This is a genomic window from Bacillus sp. FSL K6-1218 (genome assembly GCF_038006445.1).
GTDB classification, from domain to species: Bacteria; Bacillota; Bacilli; order Bacillales; family Bacillaceae_G; genus Bacillus_A; species Bacillus_A thuringiensis_S.
In genome coordinates, this window is sequence record NZ_JBBOVE010000001.1 from 3,444,036 (window position 1) to 3,470,228 (window position 26,193).

Genomic DNA, 26,193 nt, shown 5'->3' on the forward strand with positions numbered 1-26,193 from the left:
TTACTTATTTATTAAAACCAATCAAAAATCTTCTTCATTGAAAAATTTCCATTCTGATTTTTCAATCTTCTCATTTTCGAAGGTAACAAATGACTTGGACAATACCACGTTAAACAATTCATCGCGCCCCCCATTGTTGATATTTCTCCTACATGAATTTGAATAACTTGTTTCTCCGTATACTGTTGAATATATCGTAAAACTTCCTCATCTTTAGCTAGTCCAAACTTAGGAACATAAAGAGCATCACATGATTCTAACATATTTATATACAACCCTTTTGCCGATGCTATCTCTTGATCATATTGTCCTTTCTCTGTATATGATGAAGGAACAACTATAAATTCAGCTTCTGGCATTTGTTCTTTAATAATCTCTTGAACACTATATGTAAATTCATGATCCCCTAAAAAATCACTTATAAACATTGTATGTTCATCAATAAATTTAACCATTCCGTCTGCGTGTGCTAGTACATCCCCTTCTTCAGCAGGAATAATAATAACTCGGCTCACATCTAAATCCCATTCTAACTGCTCAATAATTTCCTCTTCTGTCCAATCATCGTTATCATCAAATATGCGTTCTGTTAATATTACAGTATCTTTTTTATTCCAAATAAGATTACCACCATCTAATATTAATGGGGATTTTACATATTCAAAGTCATTCTTTTTCAACCATTTATTAAATTGTTGATCTAAATATCGCCCTTGATCATCTGGCAAATAATTTGGTCGATATTTAAATTTAACTAGATGATTTGTGACAACCGGTGCAACATCTCTTAGCCAAATATCATCATACTCAAAACAGCTCGTATGAAAGTCTTGTTCTTCAACAGATAAAGATATAAGTTGATCCGCAATTGATTTCTTTTCATTTAAACATTCATTAAAGTAAATCAAGTCTTCATAAAATGGTTGATAATATTCATTCGATTCGTCTGGTATTGCAGTAAAAATAATGCCATTATGTTTTTGTTCCATATTATTTACCTCACTTTTTATATCGTAGTTACATAACTATTTCTCAATTCATGCCTTTTTTCATTACAACTCATGCAACATGTAAATTTCATGAATGGATTATAGCATGGAGAAATATTATAAAGCCGTCATTGAGCCAGAAATGGACTCTTAACAAGAATTCAACATATAAATTTTTGATGATTGTAATGGGTCCTACTACAAAATTCCCTTCCCATTTTTATCTTTTAAATTATGAAAGTATACAATTAAATACTAGAATCATAAATCCAATCATTATGAAGCTAATTAAGATAATTTCTTTCAACGCCAATACTCCCTTTTATACAGATAAAAAAAGATGTCACCTAGCCAAAATTTCGACTATGGGATATCCCTGCCGATAATTCTATTTCCACTTACTAATTCAAACTAACGGGTTGTTGTTGCGTCACACAATGAATCATACCGCCGTTTTTATACAGCTCTCTCACATCAATACCGACTACTTTACGATCTGGGTATAACTTCTGAATCGTATCGTTTGCGATTTTATCATTCGGATCATTATAATGAGGCACTAATACAACTGTATTCCCAATATAATAATTGATATACGATCCCTTATAATTGAGAGTTTTTCCATTTTCTAAAGCAACCTTTTCTTTACTAAGCGGCAAGTATTCATACTTATATTTCTGTCCTGAAGCATTTTTGGCATCTAACAATGTATCCATATCTTTATTAGATAAACCCCATTCAGCTAGGTCATCTTCTTTCATCGTTACAATGGTAGATTTATTATGGAATTTAGCAAATCCATCAATATGAAAGTCCGTAATATCTAAATTAGGTACTCCGTCTAACCAAATAAAGTTTGACACCCCAAGGTCACTTATATATTTTTCAATTTCCTTTTCTGATAAATTAGGATTTCTATTTTTATTCGTTACTGCACTTCTAGTTAATAACGCAGTCCCATTGCTATCTAATTCAATTGCGCCACCTTCAAGTACAAATTTCCCCCAATCAATTCTTTCAATTCCTGATTGTTTACTGACATTCTCTCGTATTCGAGCATCATTTTTGTAAGGCGTTTTCTTTCCCCATCCATTAAATGCCGGGTCTAATATTTTTAAATTTTTATTATTGTCATAAACAAAAATTGGTCCACTATCTCTTGCCCATACATCATCAGTAGGCGCGATAAAGAAATCAACCTTCTCCATATTTAACCCTTCATCTGTTAAAAGCTTATTGATTCTCTTCTTGTCTTCCTGGTCATATGCAACAATGTGGACTTTCTCTCCCTCAGTTAAAGCACTTGCCATCTTAACCCAAATAGGTTCAACTTCCTGCTTATACTCTTCACCATATGTGTATTCATGTGGCCATTGCAGCCATGTACCTTCATGTTTATCTTTTTCATCTGGCATCGTATATTTCCCAGCATTTTTCTGTACCTCTACTTTTTCTCCTTCTTTCCCTTTAACATTTTCATTGTTACCCTCAAAAGAGCATCCACTAATAATCGTTGTAGATAATGTAGCTATTAAACAAAACTTTATTGCTTTTTTCATTTTTTCAACCTCCTGTTCTTGTCTCCAATAATGTAAAGCTTCACATAGTGTGAAGCTCAAGCTTTTTTATCAATGTAAAAATTACCAATTATTCTTTGCATTACTTAGCATTTAACTACCTATTTTGATTTATTCAAATGCCAATCACCTTTCTTACCTATTTATCCCGCTATTTGTGGGCAGTAAGTAAAACTTTACAAAATAAAAAAATCGGTATTGATAATTACATATCAATACCGATTTTTTATAATTATTTTCCTTCTATTAAATCATTCGCCATTTTCCTAAATTCTTGATTAAATGCATCATTCATACCATTTTGGACGTTAGAAAATAATATGACAAACGTTCGTTTATCCCAGTTAAAATTATTAAAAGTGTTCCAGCCAGCTAATACACCGTGGTTATGATAATAGTCTGGGTAAATATAGAAACTAAATCCATATTTTCTTGCAGGTGATGCAGAAAACATATCTGATACACTTTGTTTAGAAAGTAGTTTACCATCCATAATAGCTTCATCTAACTTTTTCATATCTTCAACAGTCGTATACATTTCACCACAACCATACAGCCAGTTCATTTTTAAGCGAGGTGTGGCTATTAACTTATTATCTTTTTTTGTATACCCTTCTGCTAAGAAAATATCTTCTGGAAGTGTTGCGCCCATTCCAGATTCATGCATTTCAACAGGAGTCAAAATATTTTCTTTCACATATTTAGCAAGTGGTTTATTCGATATTTTTTCTACAATATATGCAAGCACCATATAATTATAATCTGTATATTTCCATCCTGTCCCTGCTGGAAATTGTAACGTTTGTGCCCCAATCCACGTTACTAATTTTAACCGTGATGCTGCGTCAACACTACCTTGTCCCTGTTCTGGTAATCCAGACGTATGTGTTAACAAATTTCGTAACGTAATGTTTTTATCTGCCGGAAACGATGGGATATATTTATTTACATTGTCTTCAATGTTCAACTTCCCTTTTTCTTTTAGTTGCATAATAGATATTGCAACAACTGTTTTCGTAATAGACCCAATGCGATATTTCGTTCTTGGAGTTGTTAATACTTGATCTTTCACATTCGCATAACCGTAGCCTTTTCGTAAAATGACATGATCTTTACTTGCTACAAGAACACTCCCATTAAATCCTTTATCTTTTAAGTACTGGTCTAGTTTTCCAGCTGCAATTTCATAACGCTTTTTTTCATTCGCATCAACTTCCTGCTTAACATCTTTTTGCTTACTATTTACATTAGAAAATGCCTTTGCATCATATTTTTTTCCTTTATTTGCATGTATCAGTGTAACAACACTTCCACAAAAAACAGCAAAAATAAAGAAAATGATTAACCATTTCTTTAACATACTAGGAACCCTCTTTTATCTAGTTTCACTTAACGTGTATCCATTCTATTTTATATCTTTTAATTATCAAGTATATTATAATATTATTTAATATTCACTCTGTTAAAACTAGATTCCTTTTTCTCATTTTCAATTTTGACTACTCTCTATTGTATTTCTTTCTTGCAAAATTTCCAACATACAATCGGATGCATTACACTATAATTTCAAATTCTTTTGTAACATTTGTTACATACTAAAAAGAATGGAGATGTTATATGAAAAACACCGATAAACGCAATCGTTTAGATGATAAGATGTTTCATTATCGGATAACAAAAAACAACATGTTATTAATTGAATATTACGGAAAATAAATTATAATATTAAAAGGAAATGATGCTGAAAAATTTTTAAATAAAATAAATCACGCAAATAACGATAAAGAAAAACAGCTAATTATGGCTAAAATTACAGGTAATTTCAAAATAGGTAATGAACGAAATTGAAAACGAATCTCATTTACATTTTGATTATACAACAAATAAAAAAAGAAATGTCGCTCATTCAACATTTCTTTAGACTTTCTTCATAAAAAATTTACATTGCTAACATTCTTTTATTTTCTATAATTCCTATATAAGCTAACCGCTGAAATAGTTAGTAATACCACTATGCATAACCACGCATACGTATATCCCTTCTTATCTACAATATAACCAAATAAAGCAGGTGCAACAATAATGGCAATTTGATTTAATGTAAGTGCAAAACTCACTTTCATCCCTACCGATTCTTCACTTGCTGATTCTGCAACTTCAGCTATAAAAAGACTAAACCATCCAATCGAAAAGAACCCTAACAATGCACTTACACCATACAATACATTCGTTATTGTATGTATGCTCATTACTAATATTAGAATGAAGAGAATAGAAATACAAACAGTTATAAATAAAGGGGTGCGCCGATTTCCCTTATAAAACAAATCACTAGTAGCTGCTAATATAACCCTACCAACCATTCCAGAAAAGAACATAACGGAAAATACTTTTCCAGCTAAAATTGGCGTGATTGATTGTTCCAATACTAAAAATTTTATAAAGTGTGCAACTAACACCATTTGCAATGAAATCATACAAATGCCAGTTATATAAATTGCATACAACTCTTTTTTACACATCACTTCTTTTAACTGCATCCAAAAAGAAAGTTTAATACGTTCTTGTTTAACTTTCTCTTGAATATATGGTTCCTTATAAAATATAAAAAATAAAAACCCTCCAATTATACAAATGCATGCAATACTATTTACCGCATAAGCCATGTTATATTTCATTGTAAGAAACGGGATCAATACTCCCACTAACGTACCACTAATCGGTATACCTGCTTGTCTAATCCCCATCGCTAACCCACGATTTTCTTTCGGGAACCACTTCATTATCACCTTACTTCCTCCTGGCTGCGAAACACTATAAAACGTTCCTACTAATAAAAGTACAAAGAGTAACCCATTAAATCCATTGACCATATTAGTCAGTAAAAACGAACCTCCTAGTAAAAATGAACTTATCGAAATTAACAACTTTTCATTGTATTGATCAAGTAGCCGCCCGACAAAAAGCATACAAAATAGCGGTCCTATATTTACAACACTTACTAACAATCCAATCTCCGTATTCGTAAGTACATATTCTTCTTTCCAAAATAAAGCAAACGCTCCAACACCATACGTTATAAGTGTCGCTGTTGTTTGAGCAACCGTCGCAAAAATTAACATAACCCACTTATAAGTACTATTCACCCTTTCTTCCATTAACACAATAATCCCTCCATCCCCTTTCATTGTATAAAAGTTCTGATATCATATAAAATAAAGATTTATCATGTAATCCATCAAAAAAAATGATATCTTTTCTGGAGGGATGATACTTGGATATAAAAGATTTAACTGTATTTTACGAAGTTGCGAAAGAAAAAAACATATCTCACGCAGCTAAAAATTTAAACTATGTACAGTCTGGCGTAACAATGCGTATGAAACAACTAGAAAACGAATTAGGTGTGCCTTTATTTTACCGAAACGGAAAAGGTGTAACTTTAACTTCTAACGGTGAGATTTTATTAATATACGCCAAACAAATTATCTACTTAATGGATCAATCTGTTAAAGCAGTTCAAAGTAATGGGATCGAACCAAGAGGCACTTTAAAAATTGGATGTACAGAATCTACAACCGCTGTAAGACTTCCATCTATATTAACGGCCTATTATGAGAAATACCCAAAAGTCGAATTGATTTTAGAATCAAATACGACGGAACAATTGATTAGGCTTGTATTAGAACGAAAACTGGACGGAGCGTTTATAGCTGGCTCTACTCAGCATGCTGAACTTCATACAAATATATTTCGTGAAGAAGAATTAGTTCTCATTAGCAAAAAGCCTTTATCTTCCTTTAAAGACATAGGAGACATGAATTTACTTGCATTTAGTCACGGGTGCTATTATAGAAATTTATTAGAAGATTGGCTTCAAGAAGAAGGAATTTCACCTAAGCGTGTATTAGAGTTTGGAACAATTGAAGCGATACTCGCATGTGTAAAATCAGGTATGGGCATAGCAATTATGATGAAGTCTATTTTAAATGGTCATCAACATGACATATCATTCAACCCTTTACCAAATAGCTTCAAAAAAGTTCCTACTACTTTTATTACTAGAAAAGATATGTTTTACTCTGCTGCATTACAAAAATTTATGGAGATGACTCACAATGCGTGAAAAGAAAATACGTGGTATGAAACGAAAAACAAACACTATGATAAAGCGAATTGAGGAACATACAAAAACGTTCCCTTCTACTTTCTATAACGATGAATATTGGAATATGCTATTGCCAGTTTCGCAAGCTTTTATTGACTCTTGTAAAACACCTAGAAAAGTAAAGCGATTATGTATTCAAACCCTATTAAATCAAGCAAATCATTTAATAAATATGAAACCGAGCGATACACATACATATCGAGTTGTTGTTTTAATTTCTATAAATAATTTGTGGGATTCGCAAATCATTATATTTAAAAATGAGGACTACTTTCATAATTTCTTTAATAGAGATAGTGAATTTCAAAAATGGATTCTTCTTTCAAATGAAATTGATTTTTGGGAGACATGGGAAATTTCAGTTTGTCATTCCTTCAAAACGCTTCACTTTCAAGAAATTATTTATGATGTAGATGAATGCTATGAAAAAGAGATTACGTTTATCGGGGAGTTAGATTAAAAAGGGTATACCTAAAACACTGGTATACCCTTTTCCACTTATTTTCCCTTCAATACACTATGTAATCGATCCGGATAATTTGTAAACATTCCTGTAGCACCCCATTTGATTAACAGTCTCATATCTGGTTTCTCATTAATTGTATAAGGGTGAATTAAAAGTCCATTTTTCCTAGCCATTTTCATATATGACTCATCAATAATTAGTTCTCCGTTATCATTACGTAAGTTTGGTCCAATACCAGCTGCATACTTTTTAATTTCTTGAAAATCATCATTCGTTACACTTTTCGGCTCATGTGTAATGCCAGACCATTCAACAATTTCATTGTTTTCATTTGGATAATACCAAAGCAATTGAACTAACGGAATATTTTCATTCATACTATGAATCTTTTTCAAACTATCTTTACTAAATGATTGAATCATAACACGGCTAGAAGACATGTTTTGACCTACTAAATTATATTTTTGTAACAACGCCAACAATTTCTCTTCCATTCCTGGATACACATCTGGTGATTTTGTTTCAATATAATACTTCATACTTCTTCCATACTTTTGGAAGATTTCTTCAAGAGTTGGAACCTTTTGCCCAACATACTCTTGCTTAGCCTTTTCTGGATACGCTTTATTAAACCACGTTCCTGCATCTAAACTCTTTATTTCGCTTAACGTTTTATCACGTACTTCGCCTGTTCCATTTGTAGTGCGATCAACTGCTGTATCATGCATTGCAATTAATTGGCCATCCTTTGTTAATTGAATATCTAACTCTAAATAATCCGCTTTCATTTTTTTCACTAAATCATAAGAAGCAAAAGTATGCTCAGGTGCATGTCCACTTGCTCCGCGATGTGCAATATTTAAAAACTTATTCGTATTCCATTCATGCTTCCCTTCTGCTTTCGCATGAACAGCTCCCCCAGCAAAGATACTTCCCGTCATAAAGAAAATAACTAAAACGCTAATAATCTTTCTCATCCTTCTAACCCTTCCTACGTTGCAAATTTCAACAAGCTAATGAGATTTACACGAAATAGAAGACACACTTTCATTATTTTTATAAACCTATATTAAAATTCCAATCTTACAAATATACTTTCTCTATATTATTAATATAGAAAACTAGTATTATCCTATTTAATTTCTATAGCCCTCCTTTTCACATGTAACTCTCTATTTTGTACGGTTCATTCAATAAAAAAAGCCATAAATTATTTAGAATACACTCCTGTATCCCTAAATAAATTTATGGCTTTTCTCAAATATCTCCGGCCTCTATTAACTTGTCGAATTTAATCATATCAAACCTATTGAAATTTGTGAATATTTTTTTCAATACAGTGAAGCACATAAAACAATATTTTCGTAGTTACTTAAAAATCACATAATAAATTTCCCATTACCTCTTCCAATACTATATCTGGATTTACTACCGTTTTTTCCGAACGCCATCCTATAAAGCCATCTGGTCTAATTAATACAGCTCCTCCATTCTCTATACCATATAATTTGCTAAAAGTATCTTCTGGAGCAATAAAGTCTCCTCTTAAGCCAACACGATACCCTTTTATATTTATTCCTAATTTAGCTGAAACAGTATGTGCTGCCTCAGCCCAAAAACTATTTTCTACTCTTGTAAGTAATACAAAATTGTTACCGAATAAGTCTAATATAGAAACTTTCTTCCCTTCATACGTTCCCCCTAAATGTGGTGCTCGCGTTCCAGGTCTTCCGTTCAACTCTATGCTATCCATTCTATGCGGAGTGACTGAATCATCTATAATCGCCTCGGAACAATACTGATATCCAACTGTAACAGCTAAACCATCCATATTATTCAAACCGCCTTCCTCTCTATTCGCCGCACGAAACAGTAAACTACTTGCATAAGCTGTCGTTAATTTTGCAGTAGAGTGTCTCTCTTCATGATATGTTTTTAACAGTTTTGGTTTTGCCTTCCCTTTTATAACAGCCGCTAATTTCCAAGCTAAGTTATGTGCATCTTGTATTCCTGTATTTGAACCAAGTCCTCCTGTTGGCGGCATAATATGTGCTGAATCTCCAACTAAAAAGGTCCGATTTTCTTGAAATTTCACCGCTGTACTTTCGGCGGCTTCCCACGGTAAAACACTTAATATTTCTGATTCAACATTTGTACTTCCAATTGCTATTTGAATAATTTGTTTACAACGTTCTATAGTGAAGTCCTCTAGCCTCTCTCCTTTTAATGGATCGTAGGCTACATGATAAATCCATTTTTTTACGTTATCAACCGGGATAAGTGCACCAAGAACCTCCGGATGAAGTACCATCGAAAAACCGAATGCGTCTCCTTGTATAAACTCACTTAAATCAGCTTCAAAATAAATATTCATATAATAGCCACCAATGGTTCCACGACCCTCAGTTTTAATCCCTAACTGCTCACGTATTTTACTTTTCGCTCCATCCGCTGCAATTACATAGTCACAATGTATGACACTTTCTTTTTCTGTTTCACGATTTCGAATCTTTGCTTTTACCCCGTTTTCATTTTGTTCAAATGAAACTAATTCATGATAAAAAGATAGTTGCCCGCCTAGCGTTTTTGCTTCTTGTAACATCATCTCTTCTAAAATAATTTGATAACATGCAGTTTGTTTTGATGGACTAATCTTTTCTATTTTTTGAAGTAACTCTTCATCGTTTCTGTATTGCGTCGCTCTCATTTGTTCCAATTCTTCTTTATTCGCCTCAGCTATTGTATGAACCGCTATTCTTCCTCGGCAGTTCTCTAATGCTTTACCTGCCAATTTAATTCTTTGTTCCAAGCCTAATTCTCGAAATAACTCCATTGTACGTAAAGTAAGACCGCCTGCTTTCGGATGAATGGCAGGAGACGGATGCCTTTCAATAAGTAAGTACTCAATGTTATGTTTTGCAAGAAATAACGCAGACGCTAACCCAGATAATCCCCCTCCAACAATTAAAACTGGTACATAATTCGATTTCATATATTTACCCTCCACATCATTGTTCTGAGCTCAGTGACATAAATATAATCAAAAAAAACATTAAAATATAGACTTATATTTCATTTTGAATTATCATGTAGATAGATTACGCCCCAAAATTCCTTTTACCTTTTCATACATCTATAATCCACCTGAATTGTGTCTGTATGAAAGTGTAAAACAAAAGAACGTACTTTACGTTGAACCATGTTCTATCGTAAAAATCAAAAATAATACAAACATTATAAGCGGTCGTAACCTTATGGATTATACAAGGTTACGACCGCTTATTTTATTGTTACATCATTTTTTGTTTTTAAAACTTCATCTATTGTGTTATGTAATCCTTCCAATCCCTTTTCTATCTCCCTATAATTTTCAACAATAAAAAATTCATTCGTCTCGATTTTCTTTCTCAATATTGCACCTCGTACAACAATCATGTAGCATTACCGTATCGAAGTAATGGTTCATCATCTTAAACCTTTCGACTAATTACCTGGAGGCAAAGTGATTGAAATGAATAAACAAGAACAATTAAATATTATAAAAAAAGATTTTATTGATTCTCAAAAAGTATTATTGGCAATTGGTGATGAAACACGTCAAGCTATTTTATTAGTGCTAATGGAAACGGAATGTCAAACAGGATTACGTGTAGGAGAAATCACGAAGCAAACACACCTTTCCCGTCCAGCAGTATCACATCACCTTAAGATTTTACGAGAAGCTGGCATTATTTTAATGAGAAAAGAAGGTACAAAGAATTTTTATTATATTGATATACGTACAAAATTAGGTTTATTAAAAAATCTTGTATTAGATATTGAGAAGCTATTGCAAAACTTTTATTAAAACTTGGAGGTATAAGAAATGAAAGCAATGATAATTGATAGATATGGAAAAGTCCCAATGCGTATGGCAGAGGTACCTACTCCTGAAATTAATGAGTATGAAGTGCTCGCAGAAATTCATGCAGCTAGCATTAACCCAATTGATTTTAAAATACGCGATGGAAAAGTAAAAATGTTACTGAAATATGAAATGCCCCTAATCCTTGGGAATGACTTTGCCGGTGTCATCACGAAGGTTGGATCAAAAGTAACTCGTTTTAAAGTTGGTGATGAAATATATGCTCGTCCAAGAAAAAATAAGATTGGTACTTTCGCGGAGTATATAGCCATTCATGAAGATGATATAGCTTTAAAACCGAAAAATTTAAGTTTTGAGGAAGCTGCTTCGATTCCACTCGTTGGCTTAACATCATATCAAGCATTACATGACATCATGCAATTACAAAAAGGACAAAAGATTTTAATTCACGCTGGATCCGGTGGTGTTGGTACTTTTGCTATTCAGTTAGCAAAAATAATGGGTGCCACTGTTACAACGACTGCTAGTGAAGCTGGTGCGAATTTAGTAACGTCTCTTGGCGCAGATGAAATTATTAATTATAAAACAGAGAAATTTGAAGATATACTAAAAAATTATGATGCGGTATTTGATACAATCGGCGGTGCAACACTTGAAAAATCATTCAATATTATAAAAAGCGGAGGAAACATTGTTTCCGTTTCAGGCATGCCGAATGCTCGCTTCGGTAAAGAATTTGGTTCAGGATTCTTTAAAACTCTCTTATTTTCATTAGCCAGCAAAAAACTTACTACACTTGAAAAAAAGCATAATGCTCAATATTCATTTTTATTTATGAAGCCAAGCGGGGATCAATTACGTACTATTGCAAACTATATTGAAGCTGGACAAATCAAACCTGTAATCGATCGAGTTTTCCCTTTTGAAGATGCGCAAAAAGCAATGGAATATTCAGAGTCTGGAAGAGCAAAAGGGAAAATAATTGTAAAAATTAAATAATAATAAAACCTCCATTTTCTTAAAATGGAGGTTTTAAATTTGCTGTTAAATAGACATAGTGCAATGAAGTCCTTACAATAGATTGCAAGGGGAAATATTATATTATACTTTTAGTTAACTTTACAAAGAATACATACGTACAAATACATAATTTAAAATACAAAAAGGAGGAGATACAATGACTAAAAATAATGAAACAGTTTGGAATTTAGATAATAGTTATACGACTTTACCACAATCATTTTATACAGAAATCCCCCCTACTCCCGTAAGTTCACCGGAGTTAGTTAAACTAAACCATTCATTAGCGATATCTCTTGGCTTGACCCCTGAAGAACTGAAAAAGGAAGCTGAAATTGCTATTTTCGCTGGTAATGCACTCCCAGAAGGAGCTCATCCATTAGCTCAAGCATATGCTGGCCATCAATTCGGACATTTTAATATGTTAGGCGACGGTCGTGCTCTTTTAATTGGCGAACAAATTACTCCTTCAGGTGAGCGTTTCGATATTCAACTGAAAGGTTCTGGCCCTACTCCCTATTCACGCCGAGGAGATGGTCGTGCTGCACTCGGTCCGATGCTACGTGAATATATTATTAGTGAAGCAATGTATGCACTCGATATTCCAACTACCCGCAGTTTAGCAGTTGTCACAACCGGTGAACCAACCTATCGTGAAACAAAGTTACCTGGAGCAATTTTAACTAGAGTAGCTAGTAGCCATATTCGCGTCGGTACATTTCAATATGCTGCAGCTCGTGGCTCAATCGAGGATCTTCAATCGCTAGCTGACTATACGATAAAAAGGCATTATCCAGAAATTGAAGCTCATGAAAACCGATATACTGCATTACTACAAGAAGTCATTAAAAGACAAGCCAGTCTTATCGCAAAATGGCAACTTGTTGGATTTATTCACGGCGTAATGAACACTGACAATATAACGATCAGTGGCGAAACAATTGATTACGGTCCTTGTGCATTTATGGACAATTACGACCAAGGAACCGTATTTAGCTCTATTGACACACAAGGCCGTTATGCATATGGAAATCAACCATATATGGCCGCATGGGACCTCGCTCGACTAGCAGAATCTTTAATACCGATTCTGCACGAAGATGAAGAAGAAGCACTAAAAATCGCTCAAGATGAAATCTCGAAATTTAGCGTACAGTATGAAAAACAGTGGTTCCTTGGAATGAAAAAGAAATTAGGACTATTTAGCAACGAAGAACAAGATCAATCACTTATTGAGCAACTTTCAAAAATGATGGAGAAATATAAAGCGGATTATACAAATACATTCCGTTCATTAACTCTTGATGCTAGCGAAAATACAGCTCTATTTGAAAGTCCTGAATTTAAAGAATGGTACAAACTGTGGCAATCTCGATTAGAAAGGCAAGAACAATCGAAAGAAAACGCCTACGAGATGATGAAAAATAATAACCCATCAATCATCCCGAGGAACCACCGTGTAGAAGAAGCACTAGAAGCAGCTGTTACAAATGACGACTATAGCGTAATGGAGAAACTTCTTGAAGCTTTATCAAATCCTTATGCGTATTCTACAGATCAAGAAGAATACTGCATTCCGCCTGCACCGATGAATCGCCCTTATCGTACTTTTTGTGGGACTTGATTGCAATTAAAAGAATCTTTCTAATTATATTAACTGTTAACAACAAACTTAAAAGGTGTTTTCAATATTGAAAACACCTTTTAAGCTAACTTATTTAATGTCCACTTTTAAAATCCACTAAAAATGCCAACTTCAAATCAAAAATACTTTATTCTATATTTATACACGTTCTACTACTAAAAAATCTGGTTTTGCAGGTGCAGGCGTATCTCCATGAGCAGCGTATTGTTTTGTATCAAGTTTTAACATCGAAAATTTTTCATGTGCCGCTTGTTTGGATTCAGTTAAAATACCTCCAATACTCAAAGATACAACACCAGCAACTGCTAATCCCATAATAGTTAATCCAATTTGTCTCATTATTTCAACGCTCCTTTATCAAATATTTTTCTTCTTATTTCATAAGTCTTATAAAAATACTTTTCAGCCTGTTCTATATTGCCCTCTTTATGAAACTCTATTGCCAGCTTTTCAGCATATTCACAAATATATTCGATTAAATTTTCTCTTTCAAAGTAAGAAAAACTTTCAAGCATAATTTTTTCTACGTTTTCTGCTTTCAAACATTGACAAAATTCCTTTAGAATTAAAAAATGATACCTATATTCATCATTTTTTAATTCTTCACAAACTTCTAATCCAATTTCAATTAACTCTTTTGCCTTTTCTATTTTTCCTATTTTATAATATTCTCCTGCCTCTATAAAAATAGCTTTATAATGATTCGGCATTTTTTCAGAAACTTCCGATAAGTGCCTAATAGCTAAATCTGAAAGGTTTTGACTCGCATACAATAATCCCAAATTATGTCTTATTCTTAAAACTAGTGTTTCAGCATCATTTTTTTGCAAAGTATTTAATGCTGAAACAATATACTCCTCTGCTCTTTCATGCTGTTTTAATTTTGAAAAAGATAACCCCAAAACATTTTCACATAGCGCTACATTCATTTCATGCCCTGCGTGTTTTGCAAAGATATCCCTTGCTTTCGAAGCATATTCAATAGCTGAATACGCTTGATACATTTGATATTTTAATGTAGAAACTCTGTAGTTCAACTCTGCTTGTTCAACTTCATCTGGAATATGCTTTAGTAATCCTTCCGCCTTATCAAAATAGTTACTCGCTTCACTATAATTTGAGAGAATTGTAGAATGTATAGATTTAAATAAATAATAATAATATTCCAAAAATTCATCATTTGGTTTAGGTAACGAATCTACTTTATCAAAAGAATTTTTTGAAATACCTATACCATCCATTAGCACTTTATATCGAAAATCTAAAAGATAATAGTGAAATAAGACATTTATATCTTCTTCGATAATATGTAGCTTTTTATCAATCTCTTCCTTTAATTTTTTCGCTTCACTTACTCGTTGGGCTCTGATGTTTTGGTACCAATCATTCAGCATCTTGGTAATTAATTTATTACCTGTGATTTGTATATTCATTGAAACCCCTCCCCTTCTCTTTGATTATTCTAAAAATAACACAATTCAATTATCTATATCCATATTTATATATATTTCTCAATAATTGTTTAAAATTCAACTCCTCAATTTATTATTTGTCCACATTACATCATCTCTTATACCCTCTGAATATGAGTATCCTTAAAATCCGTCTCATATTTCAATCCATATCCAAACATTCGATCCATTCCAATATGTGCTGTCCATATTAAACCAATCATAATAACTATATCTATCTTAAAATAAACACCTATGATAACAATTAATATCGATATGATATATGTGTGAAATAAATTATAAATGTTAGCCCCAACATGATTATTGATCCCATACGCTAACATAGATAAATCTGGCGCTAATAGGAATATCAAAAATATAATCCAACTAAATTCATATAATGAATACATATAAATCGCGGCTACGAATACAACCAAGCCTTCAAAATGTACAATACGTTTTTGCATTATTTATCATTCCTCTATTTCAAATGAAATGCTTATCTCTTATTTTTCTATATTTATTAATACATTTTCATCGCTGAAAGTATTCTTTGCATTTTTTGACCAGATGGTTGCTAATATTGACCCTGCAATGTTATGCCATACTGCCGCTAATACACTTGGGAGTGCAGCAGCCGGTCCAAAATGCGCTGTCGCCAGTGCAACACCTAAACCTGAATTTTGCATTCCTACTTCTATTGAAATAGCCCTTCTTGTCCCTTCGTCTAGTCCAAGTACGAACGCAGTTATATATCCGAGCAAAAAACCGAAAGTATTATGGAGCATCACCGCAATAAAGATAAGAAGTCCTGAAGAAGTAATGCTACTTACATTCGCTGAAACAACTGCAGAAACAATAATGATAATTGCTAAAACTGATATTAAAGGGATAACGGTCATTCCTTTCGTAACAGTTTTAGGGAAAAACTTCTTCACTACTAATCCTAAAATAATCGGTATGATAATGACTTGTACAATAGAAAGAAACATAGACATAGGATTCACTGGCATCCATTGTCCTGCAAGTAATAGTAAAATGAGTGGTGTAGCAATTGGTGCTAGTAACGTTGATAATGAAGTCATTGCAATAGACAATGCTAAGTTCCCTTTTGCTAAATAAACCATAACATTTGATGCAGTGCCACCCGGTACTGAACCGAGTAACACTAATCCAGCTGCTAATTCAGCTGGCAGGTTCATAGCGTAGGCTAGTACGTATGCGACAAGTGGCATAATAATAAACTGAGCACATACACCGATAATAACTGGCAATGGTTTTGTAGCGATGATTTTGAAATCAACAGCTTTTAATGTTAATCCCATCCCAAACATGACAACCCCAAGTAACATCGTTATGTAACTAGTTAACCCGAGAAATGGCGCGGGAATGAAGTATGCAATAGCTGCCATACAAATAACCCAAAATGCAAAATACTTTCCAGCTATATTACTTATCGCTTCTAGTACTTTCATCCACTCAGCCCCTATCTTTTAATTGAAACACCTTATTCGGATTCAAAATATTTTGCGGATCAAGAGCTTTCTTTATTTTCTCCATTACAAATAATGCCGCCCCATGTTCTTCTTCTTGATACTTTCGTTTTCCGATTCCAACGCCATGTTCTCCTGTACACGTTCCTCCTCGTTTAAGAGCATACCGAACGATACTTTCATTTATTTCGTCTGCCTTCTTCACTTCCTCTTTTTCATTTGTGTCAATCATTAAGAGTACATGGAAATTCCCATCCCCAACATGACCGAGAATACCGCCAATAAGCCCTACTTTATGTAATACCTCTTTCGCATGTTGAATCGCTCCAGCTAATTCCGAAATTGGCACACATACGTCTGTACTCATTAGCTTTTTACCAGGATAACTATGCACGTAAGAGTACGCTAAGTTATGTCTTGCATCCCATAGTTTATTTCTCGCTGCTGTTTCCGTCTCAAACGCAATTTCTATACATTTATGATCAAGAACGATTTCTTTCGTAAATTCAATATCTTGCTTTAACCCCGCTTCATTGCCGTGAAACTCTAAAAACAGTGTCGGTTCTTCTCTGTAACTTGTTTCATTGTAATGATTTACTTGTGTCATAGATAATTCATCAACGAGTTCAATTCTCGCGATTGGAATACCTGCTTGTAATATGTTAATTACAGCTTCTACTGCATCATTTATAGTTGGAAACGATGCCCTCGCAGCCATAACATGTTCTGGTATACCGTATACTTTTAAAGTTAACTCCGTGAAACATCCAAGTGTTCCTTCTGATCCTACGAAAATACCATTTAAATGATAACCTGATGATGACTTCGCCGCTAAATTCCCGGTATGTATTACTCCTCCACCAGCAAGAACGACTTCTAAATCTCGAACTTGATCACGCATTACACCATACTTTACCGCTGTCGTTCCGCTCGCATTTGTAGCAGCCATTCCTCCTAACGTTGCATCAGCTCCTGGGTCTACACTAAAAAATAATCCATACTTTTTCAATTCTTTATTAAGCTGAGAGCGCGTCACTCCTGGCTGTACTCTCACAAGAAAATCCTTCTCTCTTATTTCAAGTATTTTGTTCATAAGAGAAAAGTCCATTGTAATTCCTTTTTCGCAAGGAATTACATGTCCCTCTAAACTGGACCCTACTCCAAATGGAACGACAGCTGTTCCGTACTGACTCGCTATTTTCATTATCGCGCTAACTTCTTCAGTCGTTTTTGGAAAAACAACTACATCAGGTAAACTACTAACGTGGTAAGATTCATCTTTACTATGTAACTCTCGTACTGTCATATTTATTACTACTCGATCTTCAGGAAGTATGCCTTTTAATTCATTTACTACATGTTCAATTGTTATTTCCATAATCAACTCTCCTTTTTAAGTTTAAAATTAGTATACCATTTTTATACAAAATAATTAGAAAAATAAGATTATTAATCCTAAACATATAAAAAAGAACCTGCAGCACACGCTACAAGTTCTTTTTTACTACATTTTAAATGATTTCTTTATTAACAACATAAACCAAATTAAAGTTACTGCCATCAACGAATGAGAGAAGCCTACAATATAAGTTAACCCTTTAAAGTCAGCTCCATTTAACTGAAGAAGCCCTCTCGCTGCTAGCGAACCTAACATTAAAGTTAATGCAATATTATGTAAAACAAACCACTTATTAAAGCCTTTCACTTCATGAAACGCGAATACTTTTGCTAATCCTAAAGCAATTAAAAAGAAGAAAAAGCCAAGTACAAGTGTATGCGTATGCAAAAGATTTAACAAAGTAGATCCTAAAATCCCTTTATACTTACCATACTCCCTAGCGAAAATCCCTGATAATAAACCGATAATCAAATACGTAAACGATGCATTATATAATTTCTTCATTATGTACCTCCTTGAGTAGAATGTGTAGTGTGTCATATTTAGTAATAATGATAGTTATATAGTAAAAACTCCTAGTCACCTAGGAGTCATTGTATAAGCATCTCACTCTTTACAATCAATCTTAATTATAAAATATCCCTTTATACAAAACAAACGAACTTTATGTGAACAAGTAGGACTCTTTTAAAATATGTTGCGATTTTGTATTACGCAATCCATACTAATTATTATAAATGTTAAAGGTGGTGCATTGGATTGATAGTTCTTGAAACTGAACAACTCATTCTTCGCTGGTTTGATATAAAAGACGCTCCATTTATTCTTGAATTAGTAAACGATCCTGCATGGATTCATTTTATTGGGGATAAAAGGATTAATAACTTAGAAGATGCAAAAAAATACATCTTAAATGGACCCGTTGATATGTATAATAAAATGGGGTTTGGTCTTTACTTAGTGGAACGAAAAGAAGATTTCACTCCACTTGGTATGTGTGGCCTTATTAAAAGAGATTCATTAGAAGATGTTGATATTGGCTTTGCCTTTTTAGAAAAGTTTCGTTCAAAAGGGTATGGTTACGAGTCAGCTTCTGCTGTAATCGAATACGGTGTACAAAAGCTCGGCATGAAACGTATTGTAGCAATTACTTCTTTAGATAACATCGCCTCAGGAAAGCTTTTAGAAAAAATAGGATTACAATTTGAGAAGATTATTTCAGATTCAGGAGAAGATTTAAAATTATTTGGGTATAACGCATAGTAAAGAAGGTCGCCGTGAATGGCAACCTTCTTTACTATTTTACTGATCTCGTAATAATATTTTCCTACACATTGAGATTGCATGTTGTATACGGAAGCCCTTCTTCTTTCCATGCAAGAAATCCTCCCTTTAAATTCACTACTTCCTTTATACCAGCTCTTTGTAAAATACTAGCTGCTATAGCCGAACGCAATCCGGTTCGACATTGCAAAACTATTGGACAATCTTTCGGTATATAATCTAGCTGTTGAAATAGATTACCTAAAGTGATATGTATTGCATCATGAAGGTGTCCTTCCTCCCACTCCTTTTTACTACGCACATCGATAACCTTAACCCTTCCACCTTTTATATGCGGATATAATTCAATCGATGTTTTTTCTTTGTAGCTTTCAAGGCTAACATGTTTTTGCATTACTTTTAAGGGCGCAAAAGCAATAATATTATCTAACCCAATAGATTCAAATTCCCTAATAACTGCCTCCACTTTAACCTTTTCCTCATCTAAAATTATTAAAGTTTCTGTTTTATAATCTAATAACCATCCACACCAAGTTGTGAAAGAATTGTTATAAGGTATGTTAATTGACTTCTCAATATGACCTGTAGCAAAACTCTCTGCCTCCCTTATATCAATTATTTGGTGAACGCTACTCAAAATTTCTTGAAGTTCTTCTACTGTATTAATAGCAGTTCTCTTTCTCTTCTTACGAATTGGGGGACCATACTTATTTAAATTCTTCATTAATGAGAAATACTTTGGAGGCTCTGGCTGTCCCGTCAATAAAGTCGATACAAAATCTCTTTCTTCATTACACTGAAATGCCCAATTGAACATCTTTTCATAACCTAATGTAGAAGTTGGAATTGCTCCTAATGCTTTTCCACATGCGCTTCCCGCACCATGTGATGGCCATATTTGCAAATAATCAGGGAGTATTTTTATTTTTTGTATAGAATCAAATAATTGTTTCGCTCCTATTTTTGCAGTATCTTTCATACCGACTGCAGTTTCTAATAAATCCGGTCTTCCTATATCTCCTACAAATATAAAATCACCTGTGAATATTCCTATCGGTTTATCATTCGTATAATTATTTTGACTTGTATCAGTTACTAAAAAAGAAATACTTTCAGGCGTATGCCCTGGGGTGTGAATTACATTAAATTTTATATGACCTACTTTAAACTCTGTGCCCTCTCTAACCAATTTGTATCGACCTTCGTTAAGATATTGATATTTCCAATCACAATCTCCTTCATCAGATACATATAAATTTGCATGATAAAGATTGGAAAGTTCTCTAGACCCAGAAAGAAAATCAGCATGAATATGAGTCTCAGCCGCAGCAATTACTTCCATTCCCTCTTTCTTAGCAAATTCTATATATTGTTCTATATAGCGACCTGGATCAATTACAATTGCTACGCCTTCCTTCTGACAACCGACTAAATAGGAAGCATGTGCTAATTTTTCATCATAAAAATATTTTAAAAGCATAGCTATTCCCTCCAAATAGGTATTTCAAATTGCTTTTCAATTTTTATAACCACTTTCTATCTTTCCTTATATAATCCCTTTCAACATTAAATTCCAATACATATATGGCAACATATATCTTTTAAGTAAAAACATACTATACCTTTCTTTCGCTTGATTAAATGGAAACGTTTCTTGTGGCTCATGTTCATAGTTAAATTCAGCAAGTATAAGACTTTTATATCCTGTAACAATCGGACATGATGTATATCCATCATATTTAGCCTGTAAATCTCTTCCGCTAAGTACGTCCATAATATTTTGTTTTAAGACAGGTATTTGTTTTCGAATTGCGGCTCCAGTTTTAGAGGTAGGTAAATTGGTACAATCTCCAAGTCCGAAAATATTTTTATACTTTACATGCTGCAAAGTATAAGGGTTTATATCTACCCATCCCTGATAATCACTTATTTCACTCTCTTTAATAAAATTTGGTGGCCCCATTGGTGGAACAACATGTATCATACTATATGGTATGGTTTCTCTTTTCAGCGTTTGCGTATCTTCAAAAATTGCTTCTCTCTTTTCGGCGATAATTTCTACTAAGTTTTTATTATAATTCGTTATAATTTGCTTTCTTTCTAGTACTTGTTCTAAAGTATTTGCATATCGTGGAACCTGAAATATGTCAGTGTTTGCAGAATAAAACATTACTTCACTTCTGTTTCTTACACCACTATTACAAAAATACTCCTCTGCTAAATACATAATTTTTTGTGGAGCGCCACCGCATTTAATAGGAGTATTAGGGTGGGTAAAAAGCGCATTTCCTCCTTTAAATTTTTCGATTTCTCTCCAAGTAGAATCAACATATGTATAAGAATAATTGCTACATACCCCATTAGTCCCAATAGATTCTTTTAAGCCTTTAATACCTTCCCAATTTATTTGTATACCAGCTGCTACAATAAGAATTTCATACTCAAGCAGCAGTCCGTCATCTAACAGTATCTTATTTTCATCCGGAAATAACTTAACAACACTTTTAGGGATCCACGTTGCCCCTTTTGGAATAAGCGATTCTTGATCACGCATTGTACTTTCCTTTGAAACAATTCCTCCCCCCACTAAACTCCATAGTGGCTGAAAATAATGTTTTTTTGACGGATCAATAATCGCTATACTTTCTTTCAATAGGGGGATATTTCTTAATAAATGTGCAGTAGAAGATATTCCTGCAGTCCCAGCACCAACGACAATAATTTTATAACTATCTCTGGTCTTCATTATCCTCTTCCTATCTAAAATTAATTTTTAAATTAACTAATTTGTGGCCGTATTTTCATCGTAGTAAAATTATTATACGTTAAAAACATCACATTTTTATCTTATTAAAATGAAAATTCTGTTAATTTTACCATCAACATTACTTTATGCGTAAATTCCTTATGTTACTTCTTTAATTTGTTTCAACCACTACAAACTTTATATTTTTCAATATTATACTGTATTCTAGCTACATTTAATTACATCACATGCCAATAGACATTGGATTATATGTCACTTGAAACAAACTACATAGAAACATCCAGTGTCCACATATACAATAATAGGATGGTTTTATATTAATTAATCACTTATATAATTTTTCCTTACAGTTTATCCTTGTCTCAATACTCTCTCAAAGTATCCTTTGTCACTTATAAGAACCTGAATATTCAATTTAGCAATGCGAAAAGTTTGTTTTCAAACATTTTTGTTTATATAAATTTATAAATGAAATTATGGTTATTTAGTTTATATGTAACCAACAACCAATTTGCAAATCCATCCTGTTGAGCTATTACTCTTTTAAAAACCTCATATGTATTATTTTTATTTAATTTTGTTTACACCCTTAAAAAAAACGAGCATATGATAGTATATACTAATCCGAAAACCATATAGTCTACTTTCTAAGAGCACTGATTTGTGTTCTTTTTTTAATGAAGATTATGTTCAATTTTTGTTCCATTATTAAAACTTCCATTTGTTACTCTGAAAAATTCCTCACTTTATAATTCCTATTCACAGTATTTTGACCTTTGAATAGCTAATTACTATATCATAGAATATCTTTTTCATTAAACCTTCTGACCATATTGTATTTATTAAACCTTTGTATTGTAGGATTTAATAGTTATCTCATTGATCATAAAGAGATAACACCAGAAAGTGATTTCTATTAGTCCAAGCAATTCATGTTACTCCCACATACACTATAAAATGTTTGGACTTTATTACTTCAATTAAAACTTAAAGTTAGGAGGATTTATTATGGCAGATTGTACAGGTTTAGCTTGTTTTCTATTCTCTTCGTGGCCAACGGGAACAGTTGTTACAGTTACTACTAGATCAGGTCAAATTATTGGACCTGCTACTTTTTCACTGTTCTTTCCGAATATATGTGCAGTAGTATTGGAAGAAGAAGATGTGATAACCCCTTCCTCTACCAATACTACATTCATAAGTTGTGAAGATATAGAAAGTGTTACTTTAACCACTCCTTAAAATGATTCATATTGTTCTAGCTTAATCCATATTTAAGACATTCTAATGAATGTCTTTTTTCATGAAAAATCTAATCAGTATCCCCTAAGATGTAACATTCTATTGACCTATTATTTCAATAAATTGCTTTAATTTAAATTTTTTTCTCTTCTAAAGGTTACTTGTCTACACATCGTTCTACAAAATTTCATATGATATAGTATATTGTTTAAAGGAGGAATAAATTTGTTCTTATGCAATTTATTTGGTTGTTCAGGTGGAGTATGTAGTATTTTTAAAAATTTACAGCCAGGCGAAGTCGTTACTGTGACTGGTAAATCTGGGAATATTATTGGACCTGCTATTTTTACAAATTTTAACCCTAATACTTGTATCGTCACATTAGAAGAGGAAAATTCAGTTACTCCTCCTACTACAAGTATTACTAAAATTAGTTGTAAAGAAATAGAAAGTGTTACGTTTATCTCATAATATATTTTAAACCTAAAGCAGGGATTGAAATATGAAACTCTTATACATTACTTCTGGTTACTCAAAAATTTATCAATATCTAGATCAAAGCATACAAGGAACACTTATAGATCAAAATTTCGAATGGTTAGCGATACAACCGAGTGAATTAATACAACAATTGGATTTCATTACAACAACGTTTCATCCCGATATTGTATTCACCTTATTAGGTAATCATCTACCACAAAAAGCAATTCAATATTTTAAAAAATGGAACATTAAATTAGCTGTCTGGTTAACTGAGGATCCATTTTATATAGATACTTCTCTTCTTCTATTAAATAACTTTGATTTTATATTTACTATTGATAGCGAAGCACTTAAATATTACACGGCTTTAGGATATACCAATGTATATCACTTACCATTAGCAACTAATATAGACGTATTTAAACCTAGTCTAAAAAATATAAAATATAAAAGTGAAGTATTATTCATTGGCTATCCTTATCCAAACCGAGTAAAATTAATACATTTTCTTTTAGAAAATACCCCCTATCACTATACTATTATTGGCCGACATTGGAAAAATAAGTTATTAAAAAAATGGAAAAATCACCGAAGAATTAAAATTATAGAAGAATGGATTCCACCTCAAGAAGTTGCGCTCTATTATAATAACGCTAGTCTTATTTTAAATCCTCATCGTAGTCATCTATTTCCACAAAATAAAAATAAAAATAAAGTAAAAAATAATACTATTAATAATCGTACGTTTGATATTGCCGCTTGCCAAGGCTTTCAAATTATTGAAGAAATGTCTGATCTTTTATCGTTCTTCAATAAAGATGAAATTATATCCTATGACAGCTTTGAAGACTGTTTAAATAAAGTATCTCTTTATTTAGATGACACGATTTCGAAAAGATTAATGGTTGAAAAAATTCATACAAAAGTGATAACACAGCATACTTTTCATAAGAGAATCCACTTTATAACAACTATTTTACAGTCACAGCTTTATTAAAATAGAAATCCCCTTGTGCATATAGATGCACAAGGGGATTTCTTCAAATTAATCTATAACATATTCTTAACTTTTATTTCACTTGAAACATGTATTTTTTATAATTTTTATGCACCGATAAGATAAGCCCGATCATTATCATATTTGAAAACAGTGAACTTCCTCCATATGATAAAAAAGGAAGTGCAATTCCTTTTACCGGCATTATACCAACAATCATACCGATATTTTGGAAGATTTGAAGTGTTAGAACACTAATTGCCCCCGCACATAGTAATGTACCAAACAGATTCTCTGCTGAATAAGCAATTATAGTTACTCGATATATAAGAAGTAACAAGACCAATACAACGAGAGCCGCTATTATAAATCCACCTTCTTCAGCGATGGTAGCAAAAATAAAATCAGTATGCTTTTCAGGAATATATACACTTCCTTGACCAAATCCTTTTCCATGTAATTCGCCACTTCCAACAGCTAAAAGAGATTGTTGCGTTTGATACCCTTGATCTGCATTTTCAGCTGGATTCAGCCAACCTATAATGCGTGATTGTTGGTGAGGTTTTAACCTAGTAACTAATTCTTTAAAGAAAAAATCTGGATATCTTACGTATGTAAATATTAATGTAGATAGTAGAGTTACCGGAATGAATGTACAAAATGCAATTAATTTCTTTTGAATCCCTGATATGAATAAAATAAATACAATAGATGCTGCGTATAAGAACACCATCCCTGTATCTGGCTGACTATATACCAGAGCAATAGGAGGAATTGAGACTAACATAATTTTTCCAACCAACAGGAAATCAGTTTTATATGTCCGAATCATATATTTGGCGTTATGATTCACTACTAAATTTGCGACAAATATAATTAGTGCAATTTTGAAAAACTCCGATGGTTGAATTTGACCAATAACAGGAAATTGAAACCATCTTTTTGCTCCCAATTTAACGGGAGTAAATGTTGATTCTGGTAGTATTTTTAATATAACAATTGATGCAAATCCAATAATATACATTGGACAAGATAACTTTTGCCATTGATCCCAATCAATACTTGCAACTAATATTAACAGTACAAAACCAATTAAATAGTTCCTACCTTGCTGAAATGCAAAGTTTGTGCTTCCATACTGGCCAGTTTGTTGACTACTATAAATTGCAGTGATACTAATAATACAAAACATGCATAAAATCAAAATCAGTTTTTTATCTAAACTCCTTAATAATTCTATTATTTTACTCATGAAACCCTCCTATAATACTCAACAACTTCCATACTTCATAATAATGACTAGCACCCTTTTTATACACTTTTAACTATTCAAATAAAAATTATATT

General features: G+C 32.8%; 26 protein-coding genes. 10 read left to right on the forward strand and 16 right to left on the reverse strand.

From position 1 onward, the window contains the following. Nucleotides 1-11 precede the first annotated feature (11 nt). The 3 genes from MHI26_RS17570 to MHI26_RS17580 all read right to left on the reverse strand — a co-directional run bounded on the left by MHI26_RS17570 (nt 12) and on the right by MHI26_RS17580 (nt 3,926). Nucleotides 12-989, reverse strand: a complete 978-nt coding sequence (locus MHI26_RS17570) for an agmatine deiminase family protein (protein ID WP_000435521.1) — start codon at nt 987-989, stop codon at nt 12-14. Nucleotides 990-1,390: 401 nt separating this feature from the next. Next, nucleotides 1,391-2,548, reverse strand: coding sequence for an agmatine deiminase family protein (locus MHI26_RS17575; RefSeq protein WP_061666699.1), 1,158 nt, complete (start codon nt 2,546-2,548; stop codon nt 1,391-1,393). 250 nt (nt 2,549-2,798) lie between these two features. After that, entirely contained in the window at nt 2,799-3,926 is a 1,128-nt protein-coding gene (locus tag MHI26_RS17580; protein ID WP_000915171.1) for a serine hydrolase domain-containing protein, read from the reverse strand. Between the two features lie 356 nt (nt 3,927-4,282). On the opposite strand from MHI26_RS17580, the gene MHI26_RS17585 reads away from it, so the two are divergent. Further along, the gene (locus MHI26_RS17585; RefSeq protein WP_308201943.1) at nt 4,283-4,414 is read left to right on the forward strand and encodes an ABC transporter ATP-binding protein; all 132 of its coding nucleotides are present in this window, start codon (nt 4,283-4,285) and stop codon (nt 4,412-4,414) included. 110 nt (nt 4,415-4,524) lie between these two features. Here MHI26_RS17585 and MHI26_RS17590 read toward each other — a convergent pair whose 3' ends face one another. Next, on the reverse strand, nt 4,525-5,754 hold the full coding sequence (locus tag MHI26_RS17590; protein WP_061666698.1) for an MFS transporter: 1,230 nt from the start codon (nt 5,752-5,754) through the stop codon (nt 4,525-4,527). A gap of 86 nt (nt 5,755-5,840) precedes the next feature. Between MHI26_RS17590 and MHI26_RS17595 the strand changes: the two genes are divergently transcribed. Both MHI26_RS17595 and MHI26_RS17600 read left to right on the forward strand, forming a co-directional pair. Then, entirely contained in the window at nt 5,841-6,692 is an 852-nt protein-coding gene (locus tag MHI26_RS17595; protein WP_061666697.1) for a LysR family transcriptional regulator, read from the forward strand. Beyond that, nucleotides 6,685-7,194, forward strand: a complete 510-nt coding sequence (locus MHI26_RS17600; RefSeq protein ID WP_061666696.1) for a DUF3916 domain-containing protein — start codon at nt 6,685-6,687, stop codon at nt 7,192-7,194. The genes MHI26_RS17595 and MHI26_RS17600 overlap by 8 nt, the downstream gene beginning before the upstream one ends. Before the next feature lie 38 nt (nt 7,195-7,232). Here MHI26_RS17600 and MHI26_RS17605 read toward each other — a convergent pair whose 3' ends face one another. The 3 genes from MHI26_RS17605 to MHI26_RS17615 all read right to left on the reverse strand — a co-directional run bounded on the left by MHI26_RS17605 (nt 7,233) and on the right by MHI26_RS17615 (nt 10,635). After that, nucleotides 7,233-8,177 carry a glycerophosphodiester phosphodiesterase gene (locus MHI26_RS17605; RefSeq protein ID WP_001226348.1) on the reverse strand — a complete coding sequence of 315 codons (945 nt, stop codon included), beginning with the start codon at nt 8,175-8,177 and terminating at the stop codon, nt 7,233-7,235. A 395-nt stretch (nt 8,178-8,572) separates the two neighbouring features. Further along, nucleotides 8,573-10,192 carry an FAD-dependent oxidoreductase gene (locus MHI26_RS17610; protein ID WP_061666695.1) on the reverse strand — a complete coding sequence of 540 codons (1,620 nt, stop codon included), beginning with the start codon at nt 10,190-10,192 and terminating at the stop codon, nt 8,573-8,575. Between the two features lie 287 nt (nt 10,193-10,479). Beyond that, complete coding sequence (locus tag MHI26_RS17615) at nt 10,480-10,635, reverse strand: hypothetical protein (protein WP_003271153.1); 156 nt, start codon at nt 10,633-10,635, stop codon at nt 10,480-10,482. Between the two features lie 67 nt (nt 10,636-10,702). Between MHI26_RS17615 and MHI26_RS17620 the strand changes: the two genes are divergently transcribed. From MHI26_RS17620 to MHI26_RS17630, 3 genes are all read left to right on the forward strand, one after another. Then, on the forward strand, nt 10,703-11,047 hold the full coding sequence (locus MHI26_RS17620) for an ArsR/SmtB family transcription factor (RefSeq protein WP_000571870.1): 345 nt from the start codon (nt 10,703-10,705) through the stop codon (nt 11,045-11,047). 18 nt (nt 11,048-11,065) lie between these two features. Next, the gene (locus MHI26_RS17625) at nt 11,066-12,064 is read left to right on the forward strand and encodes an NADP-dependent oxidoreductase (protein ID WP_061666694.1); all 999 of its coding nucleotides are present in this window, start codon (nt 11,066-11,068) and stop codon (nt 12,062-12,064) included. A 178-nt stretch (nt 12,065-12,242) separates the two neighbouring features. Then, entirely contained in the window at nt 12,243-13,709 is a 1,467-nt protein-coding gene (locus tag MHI26_RS17630) for a protein adenylyltransferase SelO (RefSeq protein ID WP_061666693.1), read from the forward strand. 159 nt (nt 13,710-13,868) lie between these two features. Here the strand turns inward: MHI26_RS17630 and MHI26_RS17635 are convergent, their stop codons facing one another. The 6 genes from MHI26_RS17635 to MHI26_RS17660 form a co-directional block, all read right to left on the reverse strand. After that, entirely contained in the window at nt 13,869-14,069 is a 201-nt protein-coding gene (locus MHI26_RS17635; RefSeq protein WP_001248902.1) for a hypothetical protein, read from the reverse strand. Then, the gene (locus MHI26_RS17640; protein WP_061666692.1) at nt 14,069-15,163 is read right to left on the reverse strand and encodes a response regulator aspartate phosphatase; all 1,095 of its coding nucleotides are present in this window, start codon (nt 15,161-15,163) and stop codon (nt 14,069-14,071) included. Before MHI26_RS17640 ends, MHI26_RS17635 begins: the two co-directional genes overlap by 1 nt. A 137-nt stretch (nt 15,164-15,300) precedes the next feature. Next, entirely contained in the window at nt 15,301-15,648 is a 348-nt protein-coding gene (locus tag MHI26_RS17645) for a DUF4260 domain-containing protein (RefSeq protein WP_001172045.1), read from the reverse strand. A gap of 39 nt (nt 15,649-15,687) precedes the next feature. Beyond that, entirely contained in the window at nt 15,688-16,656 is a 969-nt protein-coding gene (locus MHI26_RS17650) for a bile acid:sodium symporter family protein (protein WP_061666691.1), read from the reverse strand. A gap of 4 nt (nt 16,657-16,660) precedes the next feature. Continuing rightward, nucleotides 16,661-18,052 (reverse strand): FAD-binding oxidoreductase, encoded by a 1,392-nt coding sequence (locus MHI26_RS17655; RefSeq protein WP_061666690.1) that lies wholly within the window; start codon nt 18,050-18,052, stop codon nt 16,661-16,663. Between the two features lie 126 nt (nt 18,053-18,178). Then, nucleotides 18,179-18,577, reverse strand: a complete 399-nt coding sequence (locus MHI26_RS17660; protein WP_000737891.1) for a DUF2871 family protein — start codon at nt 18,575-18,577, stop codon at nt 18,179-18,181. A gap of 255 nt (nt 18,578-18,832) precedes the next feature. Between MHI26_RS17660 and MHI26_RS17665 the strand changes: the two genes are divergently transcribed. After that, nucleotides 18,833-19,336 (forward strand): GNAT family N-acetyltransferase, encoded by a 504-nt coding sequence (locus MHI26_RS17665; RefSeq protein ID WP_000636200.1) that lies wholly within the window; start codon nt 18,833-18,835, stop codon nt 19,334-19,336. A 64-nt stretch (nt 19,337-19,400) separates the two neighbouring features. Here MHI26_RS17665 and MHI26_RS17670 read toward each other — a convergent pair whose 3' ends face one another. After that, nucleotides 19,401-20,837, reverse strand: coding sequence for an MBL fold metallo-hydrolase (locus MHI26_RS17670; protein WP_061666689.1), 1,437 nt, complete (start codon nt 20,835-20,837; stop codon nt 19,401-19,403). 66 nt (nt 20,838-20,903) lie between these two features. After that, complete coding sequence (locus MHI26_RS17675; protein WP_000857324.1) at nt 20,904-22,103, reverse strand: FAD/NAD(P)-binding oxidoreductase; 1,200 nt, start codon at nt 22,101-22,103, stop codon at nt 20,904-20,906. Nucleotides 22,104-23,132: 1,029 nt separating this feature from the next. Between MHI26_RS17675 and MHI26_RS17680 the strand changes: the two genes are divergently transcribed. From MHI26_RS17680 to MHI26_RS17690, 3 genes are all read left to right on the forward strand, one after another. Further along, on the forward strand, nt 23,133-23,366 hold the full coding sequence (locus tag MHI26_RS17680) for a hypothetical protein (RefSeq protein WP_000752670.1): 234 nt from the start codon (nt 23,133-23,135) through the stop codon (nt 23,364-23,366). Between the two features lie 225 nt (nt 23,367-23,591). Then, complete coding sequence (locus tag MHI26_RS17685; protein ID WP_000477970.1) at nt 23,592-23,837, forward strand: hypothetical protein; 246 nt, start codon at nt 23,592-23,594, stop codon at nt 23,835-23,837. A gap of 31 nt (nt 23,838-23,868) precedes the next feature. Beyond that, nucleotides 23,869-24,846, forward strand: a complete 978-nt coding sequence (locus MHI26_RS17690) for a CgeB family protein (RefSeq protein ID WP_000772271.1) — start codon at nt 23,869-23,871, stop codon at nt 24,844-24,846. Between the two features lie 73 nt (nt 24,847-24,919). Here the strand turns inward: MHI26_RS17690 and MHI26_RS17695 are convergent, their stop codons facing one another. Next, complete coding sequence (locus tag MHI26_RS17695) at nt 24,920-26,098, reverse strand: FtsW/RodA/SpoVE family cell cycle protein (RefSeq protein WP_061666688.1); 1,179 nt, start codon at nt 26,096-26,098, stop codon at nt 24,920-24,922. Nucleotides 26,099-26,193 lie beyond the last annotated feature (95 nt).

What these genes read in the sequence shown, in the direction of transcription:
- MHI26_RS17570 (WP_000435521.1), bottom strand. Translation starts at nt 989, where the DNA reads ATGGAACAAAAACATAATGGCATTATTTTTACTGCAATACCAGACGAA.
- MHI26_RS17575 (WP_061666699.1), bottom strand. Translation starts at nt 2,548, where the DNA reads ATGAAAAAAGCAATAAAGTTTTGTTTAATAGCTACATTATCTACAACG.
- MHI26_RS17580 (WP_000915171.1), bottom strand. Translation starts at nt 3,926, where the DNA reads ATGTTAAAGAAATGGTTAATCATTTTCTTTATTTTTGCTGTTTTTTGT.
- MHI26_RS17590 (WP_061666698.1), bottom strand. Translation starts at nt 5,754, where the DNA reads ATGAAAGGGGATGGAGGGATTATTGTGTTAATGGAAGAAAGGGTGAAT.
- MHI26_RS17600 (WP_061666696.1), top strand. Translation starts at nt 6,685, where the DNA reads ATGCGTGAAAAGAAAATACGTGGTATGAAACGAAAAACAAACACTATG.
- MHI26_RS17605 (WP_001226348.1), bottom strand. Translation starts at nt 8,177, where the DNA reads ATGAGAAAGATTATTAGCGTTTTAGTTATTTTCTTTATGACGGGAAGT.
- MHI26_RS17610 (WP_061666695.1), bottom strand. Translation starts at nt 10,192, where the DNA reads ATGAAATCGAATTATGTACCAGTTTTAATTGTTGGAGGGGGATTATCT.
- MHI26_RS17615 (WP_003271153.1), bottom strand. Translation starts at nt 10,635, where the DNA reads ATGATTGTTGTACGAGGTGCAATATTGAGAAAGAAAATCGAGACGAAT.
- MHI26_RS17625 (WP_061666694.1), top strand. Translation starts at nt 11,066, where the DNA reads ATGAAAGCAATGATAATTGATAGATATGGAAAAGTCCCAATGCGTATG.
- MHI26_RS17630 (WP_061666693.1), top strand. Translation starts at nt 12,243, where the DNA reads ATGACTAAAAATAATGAAACAGTTTGGAATTTAGATAATAGTTATACG.
- MHI26_RS17635 (WP_001248902.1), bottom strand. Translation starts at nt 14,069, where the DNA reads ATGAGACAAATTGGATTAACTATTATGGGATTAGCAGTTGCTGGTGTT.
- MHI26_RS17640 (WP_061666692.1), bottom strand. Translation starts at nt 15,163, where the DNA reads ATGAATATACAAATCACAGGTAATAAATTAATTACCAAGATGCTGAAT.
- MHI26_RS17645 (WP_001172045.1), bottom strand. Translation starts at nt 15,648, where the DNA reads ATGCAAAAACGTATTGTACATTTTGAAGGCTTGGTTGTATTCGTAGCC.
- MHI26_RS17650 (WP_061666691.1), bottom strand. Translation starts at nt 16,656, where the DNA reads ATGAAAGTACTAGAAGCGATAAGTAATATAGCTGGAAAGTATTTTGCA.
- MHI26_RS17655 (WP_061666690.1), bottom strand. Translation starts at nt 18,052, where the DNA reads ATGGAAATAACAATTGAACATGTAGTAAATGAATTAAAAGGCATACTT.
- MHI26_RS17660 (WP_000737891.1), bottom strand. Translation starts at nt 18,577, where the DNA reads ATGAAGAAATTATATAATGCATCGTTTACGTATTTGATTATCGGTTTA.
- MHI26_RS17670 (WP_061666689.1), bottom strand. Translation starts at nt 20,837, where the DNA reads ATGCTTTTAAAATATTTTTATGATGAAAAATTAGCACATGCTTCCTAT.
- MHI26_RS17675 (WP_000857324.1), bottom strand. Translation starts at nt 22,103, where the DNA reads ATGAAGACCAGAGATAGTTATAAAATTATTGTCGTTGGTGCTGGGACT.
- MHI26_RS17680 (WP_000752670.1), top strand. Translation starts at nt 23,133, where the DNA reads ATGGCAGATTGTACAGGTTTAGCTTGTTTTCTATTCTCTTCGTGGCCA.
- MHI26_RS17690 (WP_000772271.1), top strand. Translation starts at nt 23,869, where the DNA reads ATGAAACTCTTATACATTACTTCTGGTTACTCAAAAATTTATCAATAT.
- MHI26_RS17695 (WP_061666688.1), bottom strand. Translation starts at nt 26,098, where the DNA reads ATGAGTAAAATAATAGAATTATTAAGGAGTTTAGATAAAAAACTGATT.